Origin of the sequence: Priestia sp. RMT2NF4 (assembly GCF_047872835.1) — a bacterium.
Lineage (GTDB): Bacteria > Bacillota > Bacilli > Bacillales > Bacillaceae_H > Priestia > Priestia zanthoxyli.
This window is the reverse complement of the sequence record NZ_JBLQZO010000006.1, coordinates 145,974-166,574: the sequence shown is the minus strand read 5'-3', so window position 1 is coordinate 166,574 and position 20,601 is coordinate 145,974. Positions and strand designations below refer to the sequence as shown.

Sequence of the window (20,601 nt, the reverse complement as noted above, 5' to 3'; positions counted from 1 at the left end):
GTTACCCCTTTAGCTTAAGATATAAAATCTTTTATCTAACAAAATGAAAGCACTTTCAACTTGATTTTATGTCAACCGGTTTCATATGTCAACCGGTTTCACATTTTATATTGCAAAAAGCTTGTATTAGGCGTAAAAGTGGGCTTTGTGGTATGTTTAAGTTGTTCAATAAACCGTTTACAATCCTTACATAGATTTTTATGTATCAAAATAAAACGTAGCGACTGGAAAGCTGCTTGCTTGATTGCATTTATTTTAAGGCTTTTCCACAGCAGATATATACTATAAAAGCAAGGTTTTGGAGAAATTAGGAGGAAACTAGATGAAAGCCAAAATTAGTGATGTAGCAAAAATTGCAGGTGTTTCACCGACTACAGTTTCTCGTGTATTAAATAACCGTGGTTACATAAGCAAAGAAACGCGAGAAAATGTCTATAAAGCAATGAAAGAAATTAATTATTTCCCAAATGATATTGCGCGTTCATTATTTAATAAGCGAACAAATTTAATCGGGATGATTGTCCCGCAAACGAGCAACCCTTTTTTCGGAGAGTTAGCCTTTCATATTGAAAGTATATGTGCTTCCCTTAACTACAAAGTACTTCTTTGTAACAGTCTGAATCGCATTGATAAAGAAAAAAAATATGTAGAAATGCTTATCAGAAATCAGGTAGACGGTGTTATTGCCGTTACTTATAATAGAGGTATTTTTGATTCCGAAAGTCAAAGCCTTCCTGTAGTAGCAGTCGATCATTATTTATCAAAAGATATTCCTACCGTATCTTCTGATAACTATTCTGGAGGAGAACAAGCCACGGAATTGCTTATTTCAAAAGATTGTAAGCATATTATTCATATTAACGGTCCCCTTAAACTTGAAACTCCAGCTAACTTAAGAAGGAAAGCATATGAAAACGTGATGAAACAGTACGGAAAACAGCCTATCACGTATGAGATTTCAAATACCTTTGACCGCAACATTCAGCGAGAAACTATTTCTAAGGTTTTTGAAGAACATCCGGAAGTAGACGGTATTTTTGCAAGCGATGACTTACTTGCAGCTTTAGTAGTTGCTGAAGCACAAAAAAGAGGAAAATGCATCCCAAAAGATTTAAAAATCGTGGGCTATGATGGAACAGAAGCCAGTCAGACTTTGTTACCTGGCCTAACTACAATTCAACAGCCAATCGAATCGATTGCTCAAACAGCCATTGATATTTTACTAAAAGAAATTGAAGGAGAATTTAGTAATGTCCCCCGTGAAATCTGTCTTCCTGTTAAGCTTCTAGAAGGGCAAACGACGTAAAAATATGTTTTTTATAAAATAAATATCAGTTTGTTGCATATTCTTCTTCCTTTATTCACACCTTAACGTTACAGAAAGGAGTTGAATACAATGGCAAACAATAAAAGCAGCAATAATAATGAATTATTAGTATACGGAGCTGAACAAGCAATCGATCAAATGAAATATGAAATCGCTAGCGAGTTCGGAGTAAATTTAGGAGCTGACACTACTGCACGTGCAAACGGATCAGTAGGCGGCGAAATCACAAAACGTCTTGTACAATTAGCTGAGCAACAACTTGGCGGCGGACGTTTCTAAGACAATTTCATACACACCATGACTTAAGGAAGAATGGATATCCATTCTTCCTTTTCATATATTTAATTTCCATCTTTATATAAAAATTATTATTGCTCATCTTCTTTACTGACTGATTTTGTTTTTCCTTTCTTTAGTACAGCACTGATTCCTAAACAACAGACAGCTGCTATCCATCCGGAGATGAGAAAATAAACAGAAGTATTTGCAAAGAGTGTACCTATTAAAATAAACAGGCCTCCGAGAATAATAAAAAAGACGTGACCTTCACCAATTTTTTTCACCTTCATCACCTCTCCCCTACCTGCGTATACAAACTAATGTTCAGATACAAAAGAAACTTCTTGATAAACAAGAAGTTTTCTTACGTCCGTTTCTTTTTCAATAAAAAATAAAGGTGTTTTCTTTTTATTTATTCAACAAAACCACTCAATATTCTTCTCAATTACGTGCTATTTAATAATTTCTTCTGTTTTATACTCTTTCATAAATACATCAATAACATCTCCTGCTTCCTCGTTCTCCTCCTGCATTTGAACGAGTATTTCGTTTTGTGCATTTAATGACATTTTTTCTTATGTCTTTTATTTAAGCAAAACAAAAAAACGGCTTTTATCAGCCGTTTTTTTGTTTTGCTTTTCGATTATGAAAAAGCATATTTATTTCTTTATTTGACCGTTCTCTGTATCAGGTATCATACGTTTATTGATTCCGAATGCGTAAAAACTAATGACAACGAGAGCGAGGAAAATAACCCCTACAATAAGTGAAATACGCGTTTCATCATTAAACCACATGCCTACGAGCACCATTAGTAGAAAAGCAATGGTTACATAGTTCGTTACAGGCGCAAAAGGCATTTTGAAAGGATGACTATCCATTTCAGCACCTTTAGCTTTACGGAAACGAATTTGGCTGATAAGAATAATGAACCAAGGAATCATTCCAGGAAGCACGCTAGCACTGTATACATAAACAAATACATTAGGTGGAGCGATGTAGTTTAAAATAACACCAATTACTAATCCAATCATAACAGCGAGCGTACTGTAAATTGGAACGCCGTTGCGAGAAATTTTTGTAAAGAATTTAGGTGCTTGACCGTTTACACCGAGCGTATAAAGCATGCGTCCTGCACTAAAGATTCCGCTATTACAGCCTGACATCGCTGCCGTAATGACTACAAAGTTAATGATACCTGCAGCTGCCGTAACACCAACTTTAGCAAATGTAGATACAAATGGACTTCCTAAAGAATCTAACTCATTCCAAGGATATACCGTCACGATGACGAAAATAGCGCCAATATAAAAAATTAAAATGCGCCAGATGATGCTTTGAATTGCGCTTGTTAACGTTTTTTTAGGATCCTTTGCTTCACCAGCTGTAATCCCAATTAGCTCGACTCCTTGATAAGCTGCAATAACAAGAGATAGCGCGAAGAAAAAGCCTGACCATCCCCCTGCAAAGAAGCCTCCGTGTGCCCAAAGATTTGATAACCCGATTGCGTCTCCATCATTTCCAAATCCAAAGAAAATTAATCCAAGTCCCGCGATAATCATTAAAATAATTGTTACAATTTTAATCATCGCAAACCAAAATTCAAACTCTCCAAATGATTTCACTGAAACTAAGTTTGCTGTGCCTAAAATCAACATGGCGATAATACCAGGCACCCAAGCTGGTAAATGAGGGAACCAGTAATGCATATATGCTCCTACCGCTATAATTTCGGACATCCCTACGATTACAAATTGAAACCAGTTACTCCAAGCAGCCATATAACCTGCTAATGGATGAATATATTTGTGGCCAAATGTAGCGAATGAACCTGTGCTTGGTTCCATGTACAGCATTTCGCCCATAGCACGCATAATAAAGAAAATAAACATTCCGCAAATTGCGTAAGCAAGCAATACCGATGGACCTGTCCATTGAATCGTGCTTGCTGATCCCATAAATAATCCAACGCCAATTGTTCCACCAAGCGCGATCATTTGAATGTGACGAGATTCTAAGCCTCTTTTTAACTCTTTGTCTGCCATTCCATTTCCTCCTCCTAAACTTGTTATAGCTCTGTTAGGAAAGATACTTTCTGTTTCTGATGGAACAGCTGTCGTTTTTAAATCATTCCATTTTTACCTAGTACCTTTACAACTAAACTATTTTTTCTATTTTTAGCTATTCGACTGTATAATTACTTATTTTATAATAATAAATTTTCCTCAGAAATACAATTGTTTTTTTCAGAAAAACACTTAAGTAAACCATTTACCTCTGTCAAATCAGTCATTTTCGTAAAATAGTTTTTTATTTCAGTATAATTAAAATTTTATGAATATTAAAATAAATATAGTCTCAGCTTGGATGCTGGAACACTCTCTTTCACAAGGATAACGAAATGAAACCATTACTTAATCGAATAAATTCCTTTTTTCTACTTTTACGTTTTTTCTTTCTTTTCTTAGGGAAAGTATCCATAGAAAATAGAGATGAGGAGGGATTTTTCATGTGGCAAGCTGCGATGTGGGGCGGAATTTCAGGATCAGCTGTCCTTCTTGGTGCTTTGGCAGCAGTTTTTTTGCCTATCGGCAAAAAGATAATTGGTTATATTATGGCTTTTGGGACGGGTGTATTAATTGGAGCATCTACCTATGAGCTGCTTGGAGACTCGGTTCATAGCGGCGGGTTAAAAGCTACTTCTCTTGGGTTCCTTGCGGGGGCTGTCGTTTTTACTTTTTTAGACTATCTAATTTCACGTCAAGGAGCGAATAAAAGAAAGAGGTCTACAAAACAAATGGCCGCGAATAGTTCTGGAATTGCTATATTTATAGGAACCGTCATGGATGCAATCCCAGAGTCCATTATGATTGGAGCTAGCTTAATTGAAAAAGCAACCGTTAGCTGGCTTCTTGTTATCGCTATTTTTATAAGTAATATTCCTGAAGGACTGTCCAGTACGACCGGTCTAGTAAAAAGCGGATTCTCTAAGAGGAAAATTTTTTTACTATGGGCAGCTATTTTGTTCATTTCAGCTTTTAGTTCATGGACAGGCTTTGTTTTTTTAGATCATGCATCTGAGACACTTATGGCTGCTATTGCTGCTTTTGCCGGCGGTGGTATTATTGCTATGGTAGGTTCTACAATGATGCCAGAGGCCTACGAAGAAGGAGGTTCTATTACAGGATTGATTGCTGCACTTGGATTACTTGCTTCATTGATACTGGATCATTTTTCTTAATCGTCTTCATACTACTTTTATCGTTTCCAAGTAGAAAACAGAAAGCCTTCTACTTGGAGATATTTATCTCAAGCACATTATGATAAATGTGTCTTCTTAATAAATAAAATCGTAGTTCTCTCTTATTTCCTGAGTAAAAGCTTTCCAATCCGTAGCTTCAAATTCCGCATCCCGTGCTTTTAACTCTTTTTCCATTCCTTGAATCTCTTGAACAGCTTCTATTGTTCTTTCACTTCCTGGCCCTACTCTCCAAATTAATTCTTTGTATTCTTTAATTTTATCCATTAGATAACCTGTCTCTAATTCTTTATATTTAGACATATTAGCTGACTCCTTTTACTTCATTCTTTCTTCTAAGATATCATATTTCTCCTTTATGGATAAGCCTCTCCTCTGACGTTTCTTTAACCTCAAAGATAGGAAATACAACAACAAAAAAGCAAGCACAAGTGCTTGCTTTCACTATTATTAAGGCAGTGGTTCAACCGCTACGTTCCCTACCGTTACAGCTTCTGTATATGCGTTCGTACTGCTTTGGCGTAAACGGAGATTAGCACTCCCCGCTGCACTTGGATTTAGTTGGACATTTACAACCTTTTCTCCATTTCCAGCTGCGTCCGTTGTAATTGAAAAATTGCTGCTGTATCCATAGGATGACGGCCAGCTTCCATCTGCGTTTTGGACTTTAGCAATTTGAGTTCCCGATCCGTTATATACACCTAGATTAAACGTGCTGTACGCAGTGTTAGCTGAAAGCCCGCTTACCTTTACGCGTATTTGGAATACGCCGCTCGTTGGTAAAATGGCTTGATGTTCAAATGTGTAAGCACTAGCAGTTGGTGGTTGCGTAGTTCCACCTTTATAACCATATGAACCAGATGCAAAAGTTGACGTATCGTACCATTTATACCCTGCTGTAGGTGAAGACCATGGTTCTGGCTGAGGCTCAGTGGACTGACTTGGCGTTTCCGACGAAAGTAATGCTGTAGCTTGATCCAATTGAAGTCCTGATACTTGATTCAAAGAAATATAGCTTTCTTGCTTCGCTAACCAATTGACCATATTTACAAGCAGTGTAGAATCGTCTTGTTCCTTAAATCCGTCATATGTGGTTTTAGAAGATCCTGTATCTTCTCGTTTATATTTTGGTGTAGCATCTTCAACCGGTGAAGAATCTCCTATAAAAGCAGCTTTACCTGCCCCTACTTTTGAAACAGCAGCAAAAGGACCTTCTGCTCTTCCCCCTCCGTTATACACTCCTTGATCTACAGCATTTGACCATTTTGCCGTTGTCTTAGGAAGATACACAATTCCTTTTGCTTTGTTTGGGTCCGTAATTGCAACCGTAGAACCTGCATGCATAGCAACGGTGGAAACACCTAGCGTAATACCGAATGCTTGAGAAGGAGATACAATATCATTGGCTGTCACATCACCAATGGCATTATAGCGAAAGCGAACACCAAAGTTACTTGCTAACCAGTCAGAACTTGTTACGTTTTGCATTGCCTCAGAGTTTGCTTCTTCCGTTGTCATGCCTTTTGCTGGGTTTGTCCATGCTCCACGACGGTACCCGTTAAAAACTTCTGAAGAATCCCAGCGGTTTTTGTTTCGGTCTGCATTGTAATGATCAGCAATAAAGAAGACGCTTCCCCCGTTCTGAACATATTGTAAAAGGGCAGCTTGTTCAGAAGATTTATACGGAATATTTGCTTCTGGCACAACAAACACACTATAGCCGCTAAGGTCACTGTATGTAATCGGCGTAGATTTCCGCAGCTCTTTTACATCAAACCCGCTGCCAGCCAGCCCTTTCCCAAAATCAGAAAAACCTCCGTCAATAACCCAATCTGCTGTACCCGCCGTTTGACCATGGGTATTATCAAACAAGATTTTTTTACCATTGTTTTCATTTACAACAGAAGCTTTAATTTCTGGTGCAGGGTCAGCAGCGCTTTCTGCTGATGCTGGATGAGTAGTAAAAGGCAGTGAGATAGATAAAGCTGTACACATTGTCAAAACGGCATAACCTACGCGATTATATTTTTTCCGCATATAAAATGCTCCCCTCAAATTTTTGCAACGCTTGTCTTTTCAAGAGGATTATAGCAGGTTCATTTATGATTTTTTTAAATTTATTGTAAATAATATATATTTTTTCAAAAAAGGTTCTTTATACCTTATATTTGTCGAGACATTCCCTTTTAAATATGCCCATGATTATATGTAAAATTTGTTAACGATAACGACTTGAATATTCGAGAATACTGCGCAGCATTTGACGTGTACTCTTTGATTCGTTTGCGCGTTCTTTATATTCAAGAGGACGACTAGGCGTTGACTTATTTTCTTCTTTATACTGAGAATTTTTGTGTTCTGACACGTTTTTTCACTTCCCTATCTCTATTTTATCCAGAGCAGCTCAAAGCTGCTCTTTTGTCTGTCACTCTTTTATTTGTTATGACGACTTGCTTTTGCTTTTTGAAGCTCATCTGTATGAATATCGTTTGATAAAATATTTTTATTCACATTATCAACAGGAGCTGCTGCACTGCTGCTGACTCCTTGGTTTGTGCTTTTATTTTGTTTACTCATTTCATCCACCTCCATGTGTAACGTCTATATTTTATGGAGTTATAAAAAGAAAATAAGAGGTAGTATTAGGAAAATGACTTTCTTTTCTTTTTGCTTGCATCCTCATATTGAATAAAAATAAAATCTCCATATTTAACAGAATGCACCAGAAATAAATGTTCATACTAAGAGTAGAAATTCTGCATATTCATTTTGAAAATATAGGAGGAACTAAGTGTGAGTACAAATAGAAACACACTATCCATTTTTGCTTTAGGGGGCATTAATGAAATAGGAAAAAATATGTATGCCGTTCAATATGATGATGACATCATTGTAATTGACTGTGGCTCTAAATTCCCTGACGAAAGTTTATTAGGAATTGATTTGATCATACCTGATATTACATACTTGCAAGAGAACCGAGAAAAAGTTCGAGCACTGGTTGTTACACATGGTCATGAAGATCATATCGGAGGTATTCCTTATCTTCTAAAACAGTTAAGCCTCCCCATTTATGCAACAAGCCTTACACTCGGATTAATCGATATTAAACTCCAGGAGCATCAATTATCTGCTGAGACGGAGCTTATTGAAATCAACGAAGAGTCAGAAATTACATTAGGCAATATTCCGCTTTCTTTTTTTAAAACGAATCACAGCATTCCAGATTGTCTTGGAATTGTCTTTCATACGCCTGAAGGAGCTGTTGTACATACGGGAGATTTTAAGTTTGATTTAACTCCTGTTAACGACCAATATCCAGATCTTCATAAAATGGCGAAAATCGGCAGTGAAGGTGTACTGGCTTTAATATCAGAAAGTACAAATGCTGAACGCCCCGGATTTACACCTTCAGAAAAGCTAGTTGGCAAACATATAGAAGAAGCTTTTCGTAAAGCAAAGCGAAAAGTGATTATTTCTACTTTCGCCTCGAATGTTAACCGCGTACAGCAAATTGTCGATGCAGCGATTAAAACGAACAGAAAGCTTGCGCTGCTAGGAAGAAGCATGGTTAACGTTGTATCAGTTGCCTTAGAGAAAGGATATTTAACCATTCCTGAAGGGATGCTGATTGAACCTTATGAAGTACATTCACTTGCGCCTGAACAAGTCGCTATTCTCTGCACTGGAAGCCAAGGCGAGCCGATGGCCGCTTTATCTAGATTAGCCAGCGGAAATCATCGACAAGTAGAGATTCTTCCTGAAGACACGGTCATTTTATCAGCAGGGCCTATTCCTGGCAATGAACGTAATATCTCTCGTATTGTCGACAGTCTTTTCACACTCGGGGCTCATGTGATTTACGGTTCAGGAAGCGCAACAGGCATGCACGTATCAGGACATGGCTATCAAGAAGAGCTAAAATTAATGGCTACATTGATGAAGCCAAAGTATTTTATCCCCATTCACGGTGAGTTTCGAATGCTTCATCACCACAGCTTATTAGCAGAATCCGTAGGGGTGGAAAAAGCGAACATTTTTATTATAAATAACGGTGATATTGTCGACATCAAGGGCGGAACAGCTGTTCAAACAAGAAAAATCTCTGCAGGCAATGTATATGTAGATGGGTTTGGCATTGGGGATGTTGGAAATGCGGTTTTACGTGACCGCAAACAGCTTTCAGAAGATGGTATGCTGGTTATTGTGATTACTTTAAATAAAACGGAAGGAAAAATTGTGTCGGGTCCAGATACAATTTCGCGAGGTTTTGTTTATACAAGAGACTCAGAGCAGCTATTAAAAGACGTTAATCGACAAGTGACTAAAATTGTAAATCAATTGCAAAAAGCGCACGTTCACCAATGGAACATCATGAAAAAAGAAATTAAGACCACCCTTGGACAGTTCTTATATAACCAAACGAAAAGAAGACCTATGATTCTTCCCATCATTATTGAAGTTTAATCCCTCCAGCAAAAACTGCCTTAGTCCCCACTAAGGCAGTTTTTCCCTTATAAATCCGAAGCTTAACCTAAAGTTAGAAGTTGCCTTCTGTAGTTTATGAATAGGCACTGCTTTTATATGTATGGTTAAAAGTGTTAGGTGTATTTCTTCTTTTTTACCACATTCTATAAGAGAGATATTTCACCGCAAATATCTTGTGAAAGTATCCTATCCTTGAGGTGATTATGATGAATGATAAAAATCATGTAGATCAGCATTCAGAACTATTCCGCCACAACTGGACGAGACCGAAGCGTTCAAAGTCCCAAGTAAATGGACATACAGAGATGTCTCAAACGAACATCATCTTGCGAAGTAATGCAAAAGCTCATCGTTGGTAAGGATACACTTCAACAAAAAAAAGACGCGAACGCGTCTTTTTTTGTTATTGGCCGTCTGCCCCGCTTTGAGTTATCTTGCGAATATGACCATCTTCATAATTATTTTCTCGTAGCGCTTTTGCTTTGTCATCTACTACTTGTTTTTGATCTACTTGTGAAGAAGGAGTCTGCTTGTTTTTTGGCATGATCATAACCACCTTTTATTTTGTAATTGTACAACGTGCATAGTGTCCCTCATAAAGATTAAATATATGTTAACTAGCGGCTTCTTCTTCTTTCCACTTATGGCGCAGTTTTAAAATAACAAGGCTTATAACAATTAAAAAGCCTAAGCTTGCAAAGAAACCTGGTCTGCTTGCAGATTCTAACAGCGTACCGCTTACTGCTAGCAGGATTAATAAGAGGCCAACAGCTTGTTTTACTTTATCCCAAACGGTTTGTTTAATTAAGCGATGAAACGAAATTAAAATAAAAAACCAGTTATAAATCAGCATCAGTCCAGCTGCTGTTGTAATGTACTCATAAATTTTCCCGGGCAATAGCAAGGAAAGGACAATAGAAATAACTAATCCCGCTGTTGTTAAAAGTAAAGCCGGTAAAGGAAACTGCAGCTTTTTCTGTTTTTGTTTTGAAAACAATGCAGGAGCATCTCCATCTTCTGAAAGAGTGACAATCATTGTTGTTACGGAAAAAAAAGACGCTGACATCGTTGAGAAACCCGCAATAATCATTGCTCCATTAAAAACATGAGGAAAAAATGGAAGATGATATGTTTCTAAAGCCTTTATAAATGGACTTTGATTTCCATGGAAATCATGAAATGGCACAATTAAAATAGCTAAACTCAGTGAAACAATATAAATAATTCCAAGAAGAATAAGCATACTTCTTCCCGCTTTCGGTGCGTCTTCTTTTTTTTCTAAACGAACCGTCATGATTCCCATGACTTCGATGCCGCCGAAAGCATAAAAGGCATAAAGCAAAGCGCCCCATAAACCTAAAAATCCATGAGGAAATACTTCACTTATCGTTCGCGGCACTCCTTGTTTGGCACCTTCGTCAAGAAATCCAAATAAAGCGAGACTAGCTAATACAATAAACATTAAAATAGCAGCCACTTTTGTGACAGCAAATACATTTTCCATTCGTTCAAAGCCTTTTGTCCCGATTAATACAACACTAATGCCTAAAACAGCATAAATAGAGGCAAAGACCCACAGTGGAATATCTTCAAACCAAAAACGTGTAAAAAGAGATAAAGCCGTGAGCTGACTCCCCATGATCAGCATCTCTGAACTCCAGTACACCCATCCGCTGCTAAATCCTGCCCATCTTCCATAAGCTTTTTTAGCATAGGAGCGAAACGAACCTTTTTGAGGATCTTGAGCACTCATTTTAGCAAGCGCCTCAAATACAATAAATGTGCATACTCCTGCCAGTAAAAAAGCAATTAAAACAGAGGGACCGGCTGCTTTTATGGCAATACTTGATCCTAAAAAATAGCCTGTGCCGATTATGCATCCTACTCCGATTAAAGACAGCTGCCACCATTTTAATTTCCCTTCAACTTGACTTCCGCAGCCTATTTTCTTTTTCACTCTATCACTCCTCACACTTCGATGTAGTGTGTGATAGTTTGAAAAATTTATGCGTAAAAAGAAGCATCTTTTCTATTATTTTTCAACGTACTGAAAACACTTTAGATTCAGCACTTCTTTTAGCCTAATTGCTGTGCGGCTTGCCAGCCGAAATATAGGCCAAACCCTATTAAAGATAACCCCGATACAACGGACACGGCAGTTAAAAACGTCGCAGCTAAGTATCGTCGAAACGTGCTTGCTAAAGCTGCCATCGCAATATCCCAGGCCAGAATTCCCGTAAAAATAGCGCAGCTATATAAGATAAGCTGTTCAGTTTCATATGTATTAGCCGTTTTTGCTAAAACAGAGCCATAAATACCAAGCCAAAAGAGAATTGTAAGCGGATTCGTTAATGACAGCAAAAAACCTGAGAAAAAACACTTTAACACAGAATCACCGTTTGTTTTTCTATGCTGTGTAATCCTCCCTGCACCCATTAGCCCCTCAACACCTGTATAAATTAATACAAAGCACCCAAACGAAAAAAGAAACGTTTTCATAAAATCGCTACTTAAAAAATGAACGGACCCAAAATAAACTACAAGCATATAAAGAGCGTCAACCGATGTTGCTCCTATACCTAAGAACCAAGCATGCAAAAAACCACTTTTAATTCCTTTATCAAGCTGAGCTGCATTGATTGGACCGATTGGCGCAGCTAATGATAGCCCTAATAATACATAGCTGAAAAAAGCCCCCACATACATCCACCCTCTATCACTTCTAAGATTTTATAAATTGAACTATGATAAATCTATGCAACCTGCTTAGCTTGTACTACGTAATTTTTATTTTATTTCTAAATCCTTTTGTATAGCTACGAAAAACCAGCGCATGTTAACTGTAAATACTATACAGAAGGGTGAGAAGCATGAATTCATACACTCATATTAAAGAAGCATTACAATTAGCTGAACAGGCTGTTTATCAAGGGCAGATGAATTTGGATGCAGCCAATTTTCAAAAAGCTCAAATGCAGTTGAATATGGTTCAGCAGCAAATTAATGAACAAAAAGAAGCGGCGTCTGGTGATAAAGAATTAAATCGAATGGAAGAACACTTAAGACATTTACGCGAAGCACAGCAAGCTATTCAGCAAAATTTTTAATAAGAGTAATAAACATAACTGTTTTCTCACTTCCAGATAAACAAATCTGAAAAAGCTCTAAGAACACACTGCGTTCTTAGAGCTTTTAATCCTTTATCCTAAAAAAAGAAAGGAGAAAAACTCCCTTCTTTTTTTACATTAATTATACTTTTGCCGGAACTTTAACGCCCATGATCGCTTTTGGCTCTAGATATTCTTCAATACCAAATGCTCCCCACTCGCGTCCAATACCAGATTGTTTGAATCCGCCGAATGGCGCAGCTCTGTCTTGCTCGGCATCGTTAACGATGATTTGACCAGCTCTAATGTTTTTAGCAACATAGTCAAGTGTTTCTTGGTCTTTTCCGACCGCATAGCCTGCAAGTCCATAAACTGTATCATTTGCAATTTCAAGAGCTTGCTCTAGATCATCATACGTAATAATAGTTGTTACAGGTCCGAAGATTTCTTCTTGTGCAATAACCATATCATTTGAAACGTCAGTAAAGACTGTCGGTTTAACAAAGTATCCTGTCTCTAAGCCGTCCGGTTTGCCCGTTCCGCCAGTAAGAAGCTTTGCACCTTCATCCATTCCTTTTTTAATATAATCCTGTACGCGATCCCACTGTTTTTCCGCTACGAGCGGTCCAGTTACGTTGTCTTTATCTAACGGATCACCAACTGGGAATGATGGTAGAACCTTTTTCACTGCTTCTTCAAATTTTTCTTTCATAGAGGCAGGAATGATAATGCGCGTTGCTGCCGTACATACTTGTCCTGTATTCATTGCAATGTGTGAAACTGCTATTTTAGCCGCTTCTTCTACATCCGCATCCTCTAATACAACTAGCGGTGATTTCCCGCCTAGCTCAAGCGCTACTTTTTTGATTGTTTTAGCAGCGTTTTGCATAATTTTCTCGCCTACAGCACCTGACCCTGTAAATGATACAAAATCAATGTCCGGGTGAGAACTAATACCGTCACCGATTGTGCTTCCCGTTCCGTTTACAAGGTTAAAGGCACCTTTTGGTACACCAGCTTCATCAATGATCTCTGCTAATATCATCGCTGCATACGGTGTAAGTTCTGATGGTTTTAATACCATTGGACTTCCTGCTGCGATAGCTCCTGCAATTTTAGTAGACGTTTGATTTGTTGGGAAGTTCCATGGTGTAATAAGTCCGCTTACTCCAATAGACTCTTTTACGACCTTGTAGCTTCCATGATCTTTTTCAAATGTGTAATCTTCAAGCGCATTAGCTGCTTCTTTAAAGTGGCTAAGTCCCATTTCATAGTGCACTTCTTCTGAAATTTTTAAAGGAGCGCCAAGCTCTTCAGTCATAACTTCAATAAGCTCCTGTTTACGCTTTTCATATCCTTTTGCAATATTGCGAAGCATTTTAATTCGCTCTTCTTTTGTTGTTCTTGAAAATGTGGGAAGGGCTGCTTTAGCTGCTGCCACGGCTTTATCTAGATCTTCTTTTGTACCTAAGCTAATTTTACCAATTGATTTTTCAGTAGCAGGATTGATCACATCTGACGTTTCGCTTCCTGTTGATTCAACCCATTCTCCGTTAATAAAGTGTTTTAAATTTGTACGCATTGATTTGATCTCTCCTTTTAGTTTGTTAATTATTGAACTATGTCATCTAGTTTTTATCTACCCGCCTGTCTGCTTCTCAAACACCACTGGTATTATTTTTTGTTTCTTTCACAGCCTTATCCCTTTTCCAATCGGCTTTTTGCAGCTGAAATTTTTTTCCTCTGCAGCTTTTTAGTTCTTTATAACAAACAGAGATTGAGTCATAACGAAATCAATCCCATCTAAAGATAAACAAATGGGATAAAGGACTTAGTATGGGTTATTTGTTATTCCGCTGTTGATTTACCTGCAAGCCTTTTCTTTCTGCGTGCGGTCGATTAGCCTCCTCATCGCTTACGCTTCTGCTTGGTCTCACTAAATGAAACTCATATTCACCATAACCACAAAAAAATCCGAACGAGTTTGATTCTCCATCAAGAATCTCGATTACTCGTTCGGATCTTCCTTCAACTAAAACACTTTTGTTCCAGCTTCTTTTTTATTAACGTACTTCTTGTAAACGATGTACTGCTCTGCTTTCAATTAACGGTTCTGTTTGCTGTCTGTATTGTTGATAGTGAGGTGTTTCAATGTGAGCTTCAACATCTTCTTTGCTTTTCCATTTCTCATAAAAAACAAATGTGCCTGCTTTGTCTGTATCCTGGTGGAGAGTGTATTGAATACATCCTTTTTCTTCTCTTGATGGTTCAATAACTTTTACTAACTCTGATCGAAGCTCTTCTTCTTTTCCTGGCTTGGCTTGTAAAATGGCGTTAATAATAACTTCTGACATCGTTTTTCCTCATTTCTTTTAAAAAATAGTCTCCATAAAAAGCTTCCCTCTTTTTGTATTCATTACACTGACATCATATTTTTTGTATGATGATGGATCTCTCTAGTCCAAAACAGCAAAACATACACATTATCTACGGCGGTCTTTGTTAATGCTGTTAATAAAAAAGCCTGTAGTCCTACAGGCTTTTTTACATCTTAGTTTAATAATTGTTTCACGACTGCTTTTGCTACACTGATTGTTGACTGAGGATTTTGACCTGTTATTAGGTTGCCATCTGCTTGTACATTATCTGTCCAGTTTGGAGCAGTTACTACATTTGCACCAAGTTCACGCAGACGTGTTTCCAAAAGAAACGGCATGAAGCGGTCTAATGTTGTTTCACGTTCTTCATCATCTGTAAACGCAGCAACATCTTTTCCTTCCACCAACGGCTTTTCATCTGATAATGTAACACCTACTAAGCCTGCGGGTCCATGGCATACAGCGGCTACTACTTTGTCTCCTTCGTATAGTTCACGAATTAAAGCATGAAGCGTTTGATTATCTGGCAGATCAAACATTGTGCCATGACCGCCTGGTAAGAAAACAGCATCAAATTTAGCACTGTCTGTAATTGTATCAAGTTTTAGGGTATTCTCTAGATGCTTAGCTGTATTTAAGATTTCTTGAGAAGTCTCTCCTTCAAGGCTGCGAGCATCCACCGGCGCTTTTCCTCCTAGAGGACTTGCTACAGTAATCGTAAATCCAGCTTTTTCAAACTCTACGTACGCTTCACCAAATTCTGAAAGCCAAAGGCCTGTTGGATGATTTTCTTTCATTTTGTCAGCCGTTGTTACGACCATTAATATATGTTTAGACATAGTAACGTCCTCCTGTAAATAAAGATAGTATTTTCTGTTTCCGCCTTACACATCATATTGTAAGAGAGGAATTACTATAATACAAATTAGAAAATATCTGCTTATCCATAAATATTTTTATAGATACTGTGGACGTCTTTGTTAATAAAGCATCTGTGAAAGAAACAATCATCTAACACCTGAACTTATTTTTTATACACTCAAAAAAACCGCCCTTTTGAGTAAGCGCGGTTTTTTCCAGAAAAGCATAGAATCTATTTTTTATGTTAAAGAGCAGATTGAGCGTTCATTTGTTTCACGTTCTTTTCTCCCGTTTTTTTAAGACTCATCATAAAAATAAACGAAATACAGTACAGCCCTGCCAAGTACGTCATCGCTACCGTCATATCATAGCTTTGCAAAAGATAGCCGACAAGAATGGGTGACAACCCTCCGAGCGCTCTCCCGAAGTTAAAAATAGTGTTCGTTGCAGTACTGCGAACTTCTACCGAATAGTGACTGCTGATCAAGGCTCCGTATCCTGCGAACATTCCGTTTGAGAAAAATCCGACAACAGCCCCTCCTATAAGCAGCCCTGCATTTCCTTCGGCATACGAGTATAAAAATACCGCACAAGCTGAAGCGAGAAGAAAAATTCCAAAAGTACGCTTCGAACCAAAACGATCCATAAATTGACCAAATGTTAGCATGCCTATAATCATTCCAACGGCTGTACTGATTGTCCAAAGAGCTGAACTTGAAACAGAGAGTCCTTGTGATTGCTGAAGCATAGACGGAAGCCATATCATGAGTCCGTTATAGCCTGCAATTTGAACGGTAGCCATCACTGCCAGAGAAATAGTCGTCATCGCCGTCTTAGGCGTAGCAAATAGTTGACGTAGCTTGCCATTATTTTTAACAACGGCTGTTTTCTCTTTTTGAGCTTTTAACCACTCAGGAGATTCGTTTAAATTTTTTCGTACGATAAAAGCAAAAATGACGGGGATAATTCCGACAAAAAACAGCGCTCTCCATCCGAAAATCGGCAGGATCAGAGAACTTAAAAGCGCCGCAAGAATAACTCCAAATTGTGCGCCAATACTAACATAAGATGAAGCTCTTCCTTGCTTATGTTTCGGCCACGCTTCTGCAACAAGAGCCATACCGATTCCGTACTCTCCTCCAGCCCCAATTCCGGCAATAAATCGTGAAGCATACACTTGTTCAACATTTGCTGCAAAACCTGTTAATGCCGTTCCGACTGCAAATAGAAGAACCGTGTAGGTAAAAACCCGCACTCTTCCAAATTTATCTGCTAAAATTCCGAAGATGACTCCGCCTATCAGCATTCCTATATTCGTGATAGAAGAAATAAGTCCACCCGTTGCTAAATCAATGTGAAATTCAGCGATAATCATTGACATAGCAAACGAGATAAACATAATGTCCATCCCTTCTAACGTCAAACCTGCTACTGATGCTACAACTGTCTTGTTACGATAATTCATGTTGTTCCACCCTCCACTGTATTCTTTCTGTATCAACGCTCTTTCTTTTTTGAAGGAATGGATAAAATAACATATGTCCATTCTCTTTTGAAGCCTCTCTGGACTTCGTTTAAAAGAGGTACGCAACGCATAAAAGCCCTTTTGTCGCAGAGGGCAAAAGGGCACAGATAGGCATAGAAGCAGTAAATAAGTGATCCGTCCTTTTCGGCCTCTCTGGACCGTCTTAAAGGCAATTATTATATTAATCATTATGTTAACACGCCGCACAAAAGCTTTCAATAAGAAAAATATCTTTTTTAAAGCAGCTATGTGCATCTCTCACTTTTTACGTTCATACTATTTTGTCCATTATTTTTAAATATGGTTAAAACCAAAACCTAACGTATCATGTTCAAAGCCTTTTTTCGGTGCGCCTATCGTTCCATACACACAAACGCTAATCCATTCGTCGCTTGATCCTGAGAACTCAATTTTTCCGCGCACAATTGAAAATGTGAGTCCTACCGTCCGTAAAATATCACCTAGCTGCAGCGTTCCTCGACTAACTCCTTGAATAGCTTCAAGTATAGCATGATAAAGAGCGTGGACTTCCCGGTACGACTGGGCATTAATAATGTTGTTTGTCTTGGCGCTCGTTTCAATTGCGGCCACAACTTTAGACAGCTCCATCGCTCCGACTTTTCCAACTGTATAGCTATATCCTCTCTCATTGATTTCCTTTTCAATACCTTCAGCTAGTTCCGTATTATGTAAAAGAACGAGTAAAGATGTTAATCTTCCCATTGAAAAATCATTAACTTGTTGAAATTTATTGCTCAACTGTCATTCCCTCCCTTCTATCCCCTTATTATTTTAACAGACGGTACCTAAAAGGGTGCTGATTATTCAGCGAACGAGCGCTCACTTAAAGGGTCAGAGAATCTATGTGTACTGTCCACCACTGTTACGAAGTAGAACTTGCAACAAGTAACTCACCTTTTAGTAAGCGCTTACTTTATTGTCAAGGAAGAAATCATTTTTCTCTACTTACGTTAAGACAAGCTGTGATTCAACTTTTAACTTTCCCAGCATCTCTCTCGTCATTTTTTCTAGGTTATATTCTGCTTTAAATCCCCACTCTTCTTTCGCACAGCTGGAATCTATATGGTTGGGCCAGCTTTCAGCAATTGCTTGTCGAACAGGATCTACTTGGTAATTCAGCACAAATTCCGGAATTGTTTTTCTGATTTCAGCTGCCATTTGTTCTGGATCAAAGCTCATGGCAGAAACGTTAAATGAATTTCGATGCTTCAGCTTAGAACCGTCTGCTTCCATTAGTTGGATGACAGCGTTTAGTGCGTCAGGCATATACATCATATCCATATAGGTTCCTTTGTCGATATAAGACGTATAGCGCTTATGTTTAACGGCTTCATAATAAATTTCAACAGCGTAGTCCGTTGTCCCTCCACCTGGAGGCGTTACGTATGAAATTAAGCCTGGAAAACGTAGCCCTCGTGTATCTACTCCGAATTTATGGTGATAGTAATCGCAAAGTAATTCACCCGCTACTTTATTAACACCATACATCGTGGTAGGACGTTGAATTGTATCCTGCGGCGTCCAGTCTTTTGGAGTCGTTGGACCAAATGCACCAATTGAACTTGGAGTAAAAAATTGGCACTTCAGCTCACGCGCTACTTCGAGCGCGTTTACTAATCCGCCCATATTTAGATTCCAAGCTAGAAGCGGCTTTTGCTCGGCTGTCGCTGATAACAGCGCAGCCAAGTGAATAACCGTATCGACTTTATGCTTTTCGGCGATCGTAAATAACGCAGTCTGATCCGTTACGTCTAAAATCTCGAATGGACCTGAAGTCACAACATCGCTCGTCGTCTTGCGAATATCAGTGGCAATAATATTTTCTGAACCATATATCTCTCTCATTTTCATTGTTAATTCAGAACCGATTTGTCCTAGAGACCCCGTTATTAATACTTTTTTCATCTCAATATCCTCCTCATGTACTGCTTAGATTCAACGTTTAGATTAATTTCATTTCCTTGCCTACTTTTTTGTAGATACGAAGTGCTTCATCTAACATTTCTTTTGTATGAGCAGCCGTTGGCATATTGCGAACGCGTCCTGTTCCTCTTGGAACGGTAGGGAAAACAATTGATTTAGCGTATACCCCTTCTTCTATTAATCTCTCACTAAAAATCTGCGTTTGATTTTCATCTCCTATAATGCACGGAGTAATAGGTGTTTCACTTTCGCCGGTATCAAAGCCCAGCTCTTTTAATCCTTGCTTTAAATAACGGCTGTTTTCCCACATTTGATCCTGCAGCTCTGTACTTGTGCTTAGAATTTCAATCGCTTTAATACATGCAGCAGCCGTGCCTGGTGTAATAGCAGTCGAGAATAAAAACGGGCGGCTTCGTACTTTCAACCAGTCAATTAAGTCTTTTTTTCCAGCTACGTATCCGCCTACAGCTCCAATCGCTTTTGACAATGTTCCAATTTGGAAGTCTACTTTTTCAGATAAGCCAAAATGTTTGACTGTCCCCATACCGTTACCTAATACGCCCGATCCGTGAGCATCATCTACGTATGTGATTAAATCAAATTCCTGTGCGATTTCTACAATTTCCGGAAGCTTAGCAATGTCTCCATCCATTGAGAATACACCGTCGGTAATTACCATTATTTTATTATAGGCACCGGACTTTTGTGCTTCGCCTGCTTTTGCACGGAGATCTTCCATATCCGAATGTTTGTAAGGAATAATTTTTGCTTTTGATAGCCGACACCCGTCAATAATTGAAGCGTGATTCAGCTCATCTGATAAAATCGCGTCATGTTTATCCATAACTGCAGAGATGGCTGCCATATTGCAGTTAAAGCCAGATTGGTAAGCTATAGCTGCTTCCGTATGCTTAAACTCGGCAAGCTTTTCCTCTAGCTTAATATGAATATCTAGAGTTCCATTAATCGTTCGGACAGCTCCAGCTCCCACCCCGTATTTTTCAGTGGCTTCGTTGGACGCGTTAATAAGCCTTTCGTCTGTAGCAAGCCCCAAATAGTTGTTGGATGATAAATTAATTAATTGTTTTCCATCAATTTGAATCAAAGGTCCATTTGGTCCCTCTACTGTATTAATGACGTTGTATAGCCCTTTATCTTTTAAATCTTCTAAATTATTATTCAAGAATTCTTTTAAACGTCTGCTTGTCATCTTCCATACCCCCTCATTGTTGTTCAACACGTCTTATAAACTTCTCTTTTCCCCATTAAAAGATTAATCTAAGCACTTGTAGTATATGAATTAAAAATCAAGTGTATTCCTGAGAAAGACAAATGTTTCTTTTGTAAGCGCTTAAAAATCAATACTTATAGAATTTATAATAATCAACAACCAAGTAAATGTCCATACTAAAAAAACAAAAAATAAGAAATTT

General features: G+C 38.3%; 22 protein-coding genes. 6 read left to right on the top strand and 16 right to left on the bottom strand.

The features are described from left to right. Positions 1-322 precede the first annotated feature (322 nt). On the top strand, positions 323-1,306 hold the full coding sequence (locus ACMX9J_RS22215; RefSeq protein WP_028413936.1) for a LacI family DNA-binding transcriptional regulator: 984 nt from the start codon (positions 323-325) through the stop codon (positions 1,304-1,306). A 90-nt stretch (positions 1,307-1,396) separates the two neighbouring features. Next, positions 1,397-1,606 (top strand): alpha/beta-type small acid-soluble spore protein, encoded by a 210-nt coding sequence (locus ACMX9J_RS22210; protein WP_013058452.1) that lies wholly within the window; start codon positions 1,397-1,399, stop codon positions 1,604-1,606. 89 nt (positions 1,607-1,695) lie between these two features. Here the strand turns inward: ACMX9J_RS22210 and ACMX9J_RS22205 are convergent, their stop codons facing one another. Beyond that, positions 1,696-1,896: a hypothetical protein gene (locus ACMX9J_RS22205; protein WP_028413937.1), complete on the bottom strand. Its 201-nt coding sequence runs from the start codon at positions 1,894-1,896 to the stop codon at positions 1,696-1,698. A 369-nt stretch (positions 1,897-2,265) separates the two neighbouring features. Continuing rightward, positions 2,266-3,651 (bottom strand): amino acid permease, encoded by a 1,386-nt coding sequence (locus tag ACMX9J_RS22200; protein WP_033578512.1) that lies wholly within the window; start codon positions 3,649-3,651, stop codon positions 2,266-2,268. Positions 3,652-4,115: 464 nt separating this feature from the next. On the opposite strand from ACMX9J_RS22200, the gene ACMX9J_RS22195 reads away from it, so the two are divergent. Beyond that, a complete protein-coding gene (locus ACMX9J_RS22195; protein WP_416226178.1) occupies positions 4,116-4,847 on the top strand; it encodes a ZIP family metal transporter in 732 nt (243 codons plus the stop codon). A 96-nt stretch (positions 4,848-4,943) separates the two neighbouring features. On the opposite strand, the gene ACMX9J_RS22190 is transcribed toward ACMX9J_RS22195, so the two are convergent. The 4 genes from ACMX9J_RS22190 to ACMX9J_RS22175 form a co-directional block, all read right to left on the bottom strand. Further along, positions 4,944-5,168, bottom strand: a complete 225-nt coding sequence (locus ACMX9J_RS22190) for a hypothetical protein (RefSeq protein ID WP_028413940.1) — start codon at positions 5,166-5,168, stop codon at positions 4,944-4,946. 147 nt (positions 5,169-5,315) lie between these two features. Beyond that, a complete protein-coding gene (locus ACMX9J_RS22185) occupies positions 5,316-6,902 on the bottom strand; it encodes a DNA-binding protein (protein WP_155008590.1) in 1,587 nt (528 codons plus the stop codon). 181 nt (positions 6,903-7,083) lie between these two features. Beyond that, on the bottom strand, positions 7,084-7,230 hold the full coding sequence (locus ACMX9J_RS22180; protein ID WP_155017158.1) for a hypothetical protein: 147 nt from the start codon (positions 7,228-7,230) through the stop codon (positions 7,084-7,086). A 68-nt stretch (positions 7,231-7,298) separates the two neighbouring features. After that, a complete protein-coding gene (locus ACMX9J_RS22175) occupies positions 7,299-7,442 on the bottom strand; it encodes a hypothetical protein (protein WP_165635728.1) in 144 nt (47 codons plus the stop codon). Positions 7,443-7,658: 216 nt separating this feature from the next. On the opposite strand from ACMX9J_RS22175, the gene ACMX9J_RS22170 reads away from it, so the two are divergent. Further along, a complete protein-coding gene (locus ACMX9J_RS22170) occupies positions 7,659-9,332 on the top strand; it encodes a ribonuclease J (RefSeq protein WP_034266664.1) in 1,674 nt (557 codons plus the stop codon). A gap of 227 nt (positions 9,333-9,559) precedes the next feature. Continuing rightward, positions 9,560-9,712 (top strand): YpzG family protein, encoded by a 153-nt coding sequence (locus tag ACMX9J_RS22165; RefSeq protein ID WP_014460817.1) that lies wholly within the window; start codon positions 9,560-9,562, stop codon positions 9,710-9,712. Positions 9,713-9,756: 44 nt separating this feature from the next. Here the strand turns inward: ACMX9J_RS22165 and ACMX9J_RS22160 are convergent, their stop codons facing one another. The 3 genes from ACMX9J_RS22160 to ACMX9J_RS22150 form a co-directional block, all read right to left on the bottom strand. Beyond that, positions 9,757-9,897: a hypothetical protein gene (locus ACMX9J_RS22160; protein ID WP_013082476.1), complete on the bottom strand. Its 141-nt coding sequence runs from the start codon at positions 9,895-9,897 to the stop codon at positions 9,757-9,759. Positions 9,898-9,966: 69 nt separating this feature from the next. Beyond that, positions 9,967-11,310: an amino acid permease gene (locus tag ACMX9J_RS22155; RefSeq protein ID WP_028413943.1), complete on the bottom strand. Its 1,344-nt coding sequence runs from the start codon at positions 11,308-11,310 to the stop codon at positions 9,967-9,969. A gap of 119 nt (positions 11,311-11,429) precedes the next feature. Next, on the bottom strand, positions 11,430-12,053 hold the full coding sequence (locus ACMX9J_RS22150; RefSeq protein WP_080754396.1) for a LysE family transporter: 624 nt from the start codon (positions 12,051-12,053) through the stop codon (positions 11,430-11,432). A gap of 170 nt (positions 12,054-12,223) precedes the next feature. On the opposite strand from ACMX9J_RS22150, the gene ACMX9J_RS22145 reads away from it, so the two are divergent. After that, positions 12,224-12,460: a hypothetical protein gene (locus ACMX9J_RS22145; protein WP_033578506.1), complete on the top strand. Its 237-nt coding sequence runs from the start codon at positions 12,224-12,226 to the stop codon at positions 12,458-12,460. A gap of 142 nt (positions 12,461-12,602) precedes the next feature. Here ACMX9J_RS22145 and ACMX9J_RS22140 read toward each other — a convergent pair whose 3' ends face one another. The 7 genes from ACMX9J_RS22140 to ACMX9J_RS22110 form a co-directional block, all read right to left on the bottom strand. Next, positions 12,603-14,042 (bottom strand): aldehyde dehydrogenase family protein, encoded by a 1,440-nt coding sequence (locus tag ACMX9J_RS22140; protein ID WP_049163757.1) that lies wholly within the window; start codon positions 14,040-14,042, stop codon positions 12,603-12,605. Between the two features lie 481 nt (positions 14,043-14,523). Continuing rightward, on the bottom strand, positions 14,524-14,814 hold the full coding sequence (locus ACMX9J_RS22135; protein ID WP_033578504.1) for a putative quinol monooxygenase: 291 nt from the start codon (positions 14,812-14,814) through the stop codon (positions 14,524-14,526). 197 nt (positions 14,815-15,011) lie between these two features. Beyond that, positions 15,012-15,677: a type 1 glutamine amidotransferase domain-containing protein gene (locus ACMX9J_RS22130; RefSeq protein ID WP_028413948.1), complete on the bottom strand. Its 666-nt coding sequence runs from the start codon at positions 15,675-15,677 to the stop codon at positions 15,012-15,014. 266 nt (positions 15,678-15,943) lie between these two features. Beyond that, complete coding sequence (locus tag ACMX9J_RS22125; RefSeq protein WP_416226177.1) at positions 15,944-17,164, bottom strand: MFS transporter; 1,221 nt, start codon at positions 17,162-17,164, stop codon at positions 15,944-15,946. 354 nt (positions 17,165-17,518) lie between these two features. Then, positions 17,519-17,983: a hut operon transcriptional regulator HutP gene (gene hutP, locus ACMX9J_RS22120; RefSeq protein WP_028413950.1), complete on the bottom strand. Its 465-nt coding sequence runs from the start codon at positions 17,981-17,983 to the stop codon at positions 17,519-17,521. Positions 17,984-18,190: 207 nt separating this feature from the next. Further along, positions 18,191-19,150, bottom strand: coding sequence for an L-threonine 3-dehydrogenase (locus ACMX9J_RS22115; protein WP_034266646.1), 960 nt, complete (start codon positions 19,148-19,150; stop codon positions 18,191-18,193). A 37-nt stretch (positions 19,151-19,187) separates the two neighbouring features. Beyond that, entirely contained in the window at positions 19,188-20,378 is a 1,191-nt protein-coding gene (locus ACMX9J_RS22110) for a glycine C-acetyltransferase (protein WP_416226176.1), read from the bottom strand. Between the last annotated feature and the right edge of the window lie 223 nt (positions 20,379-20,601).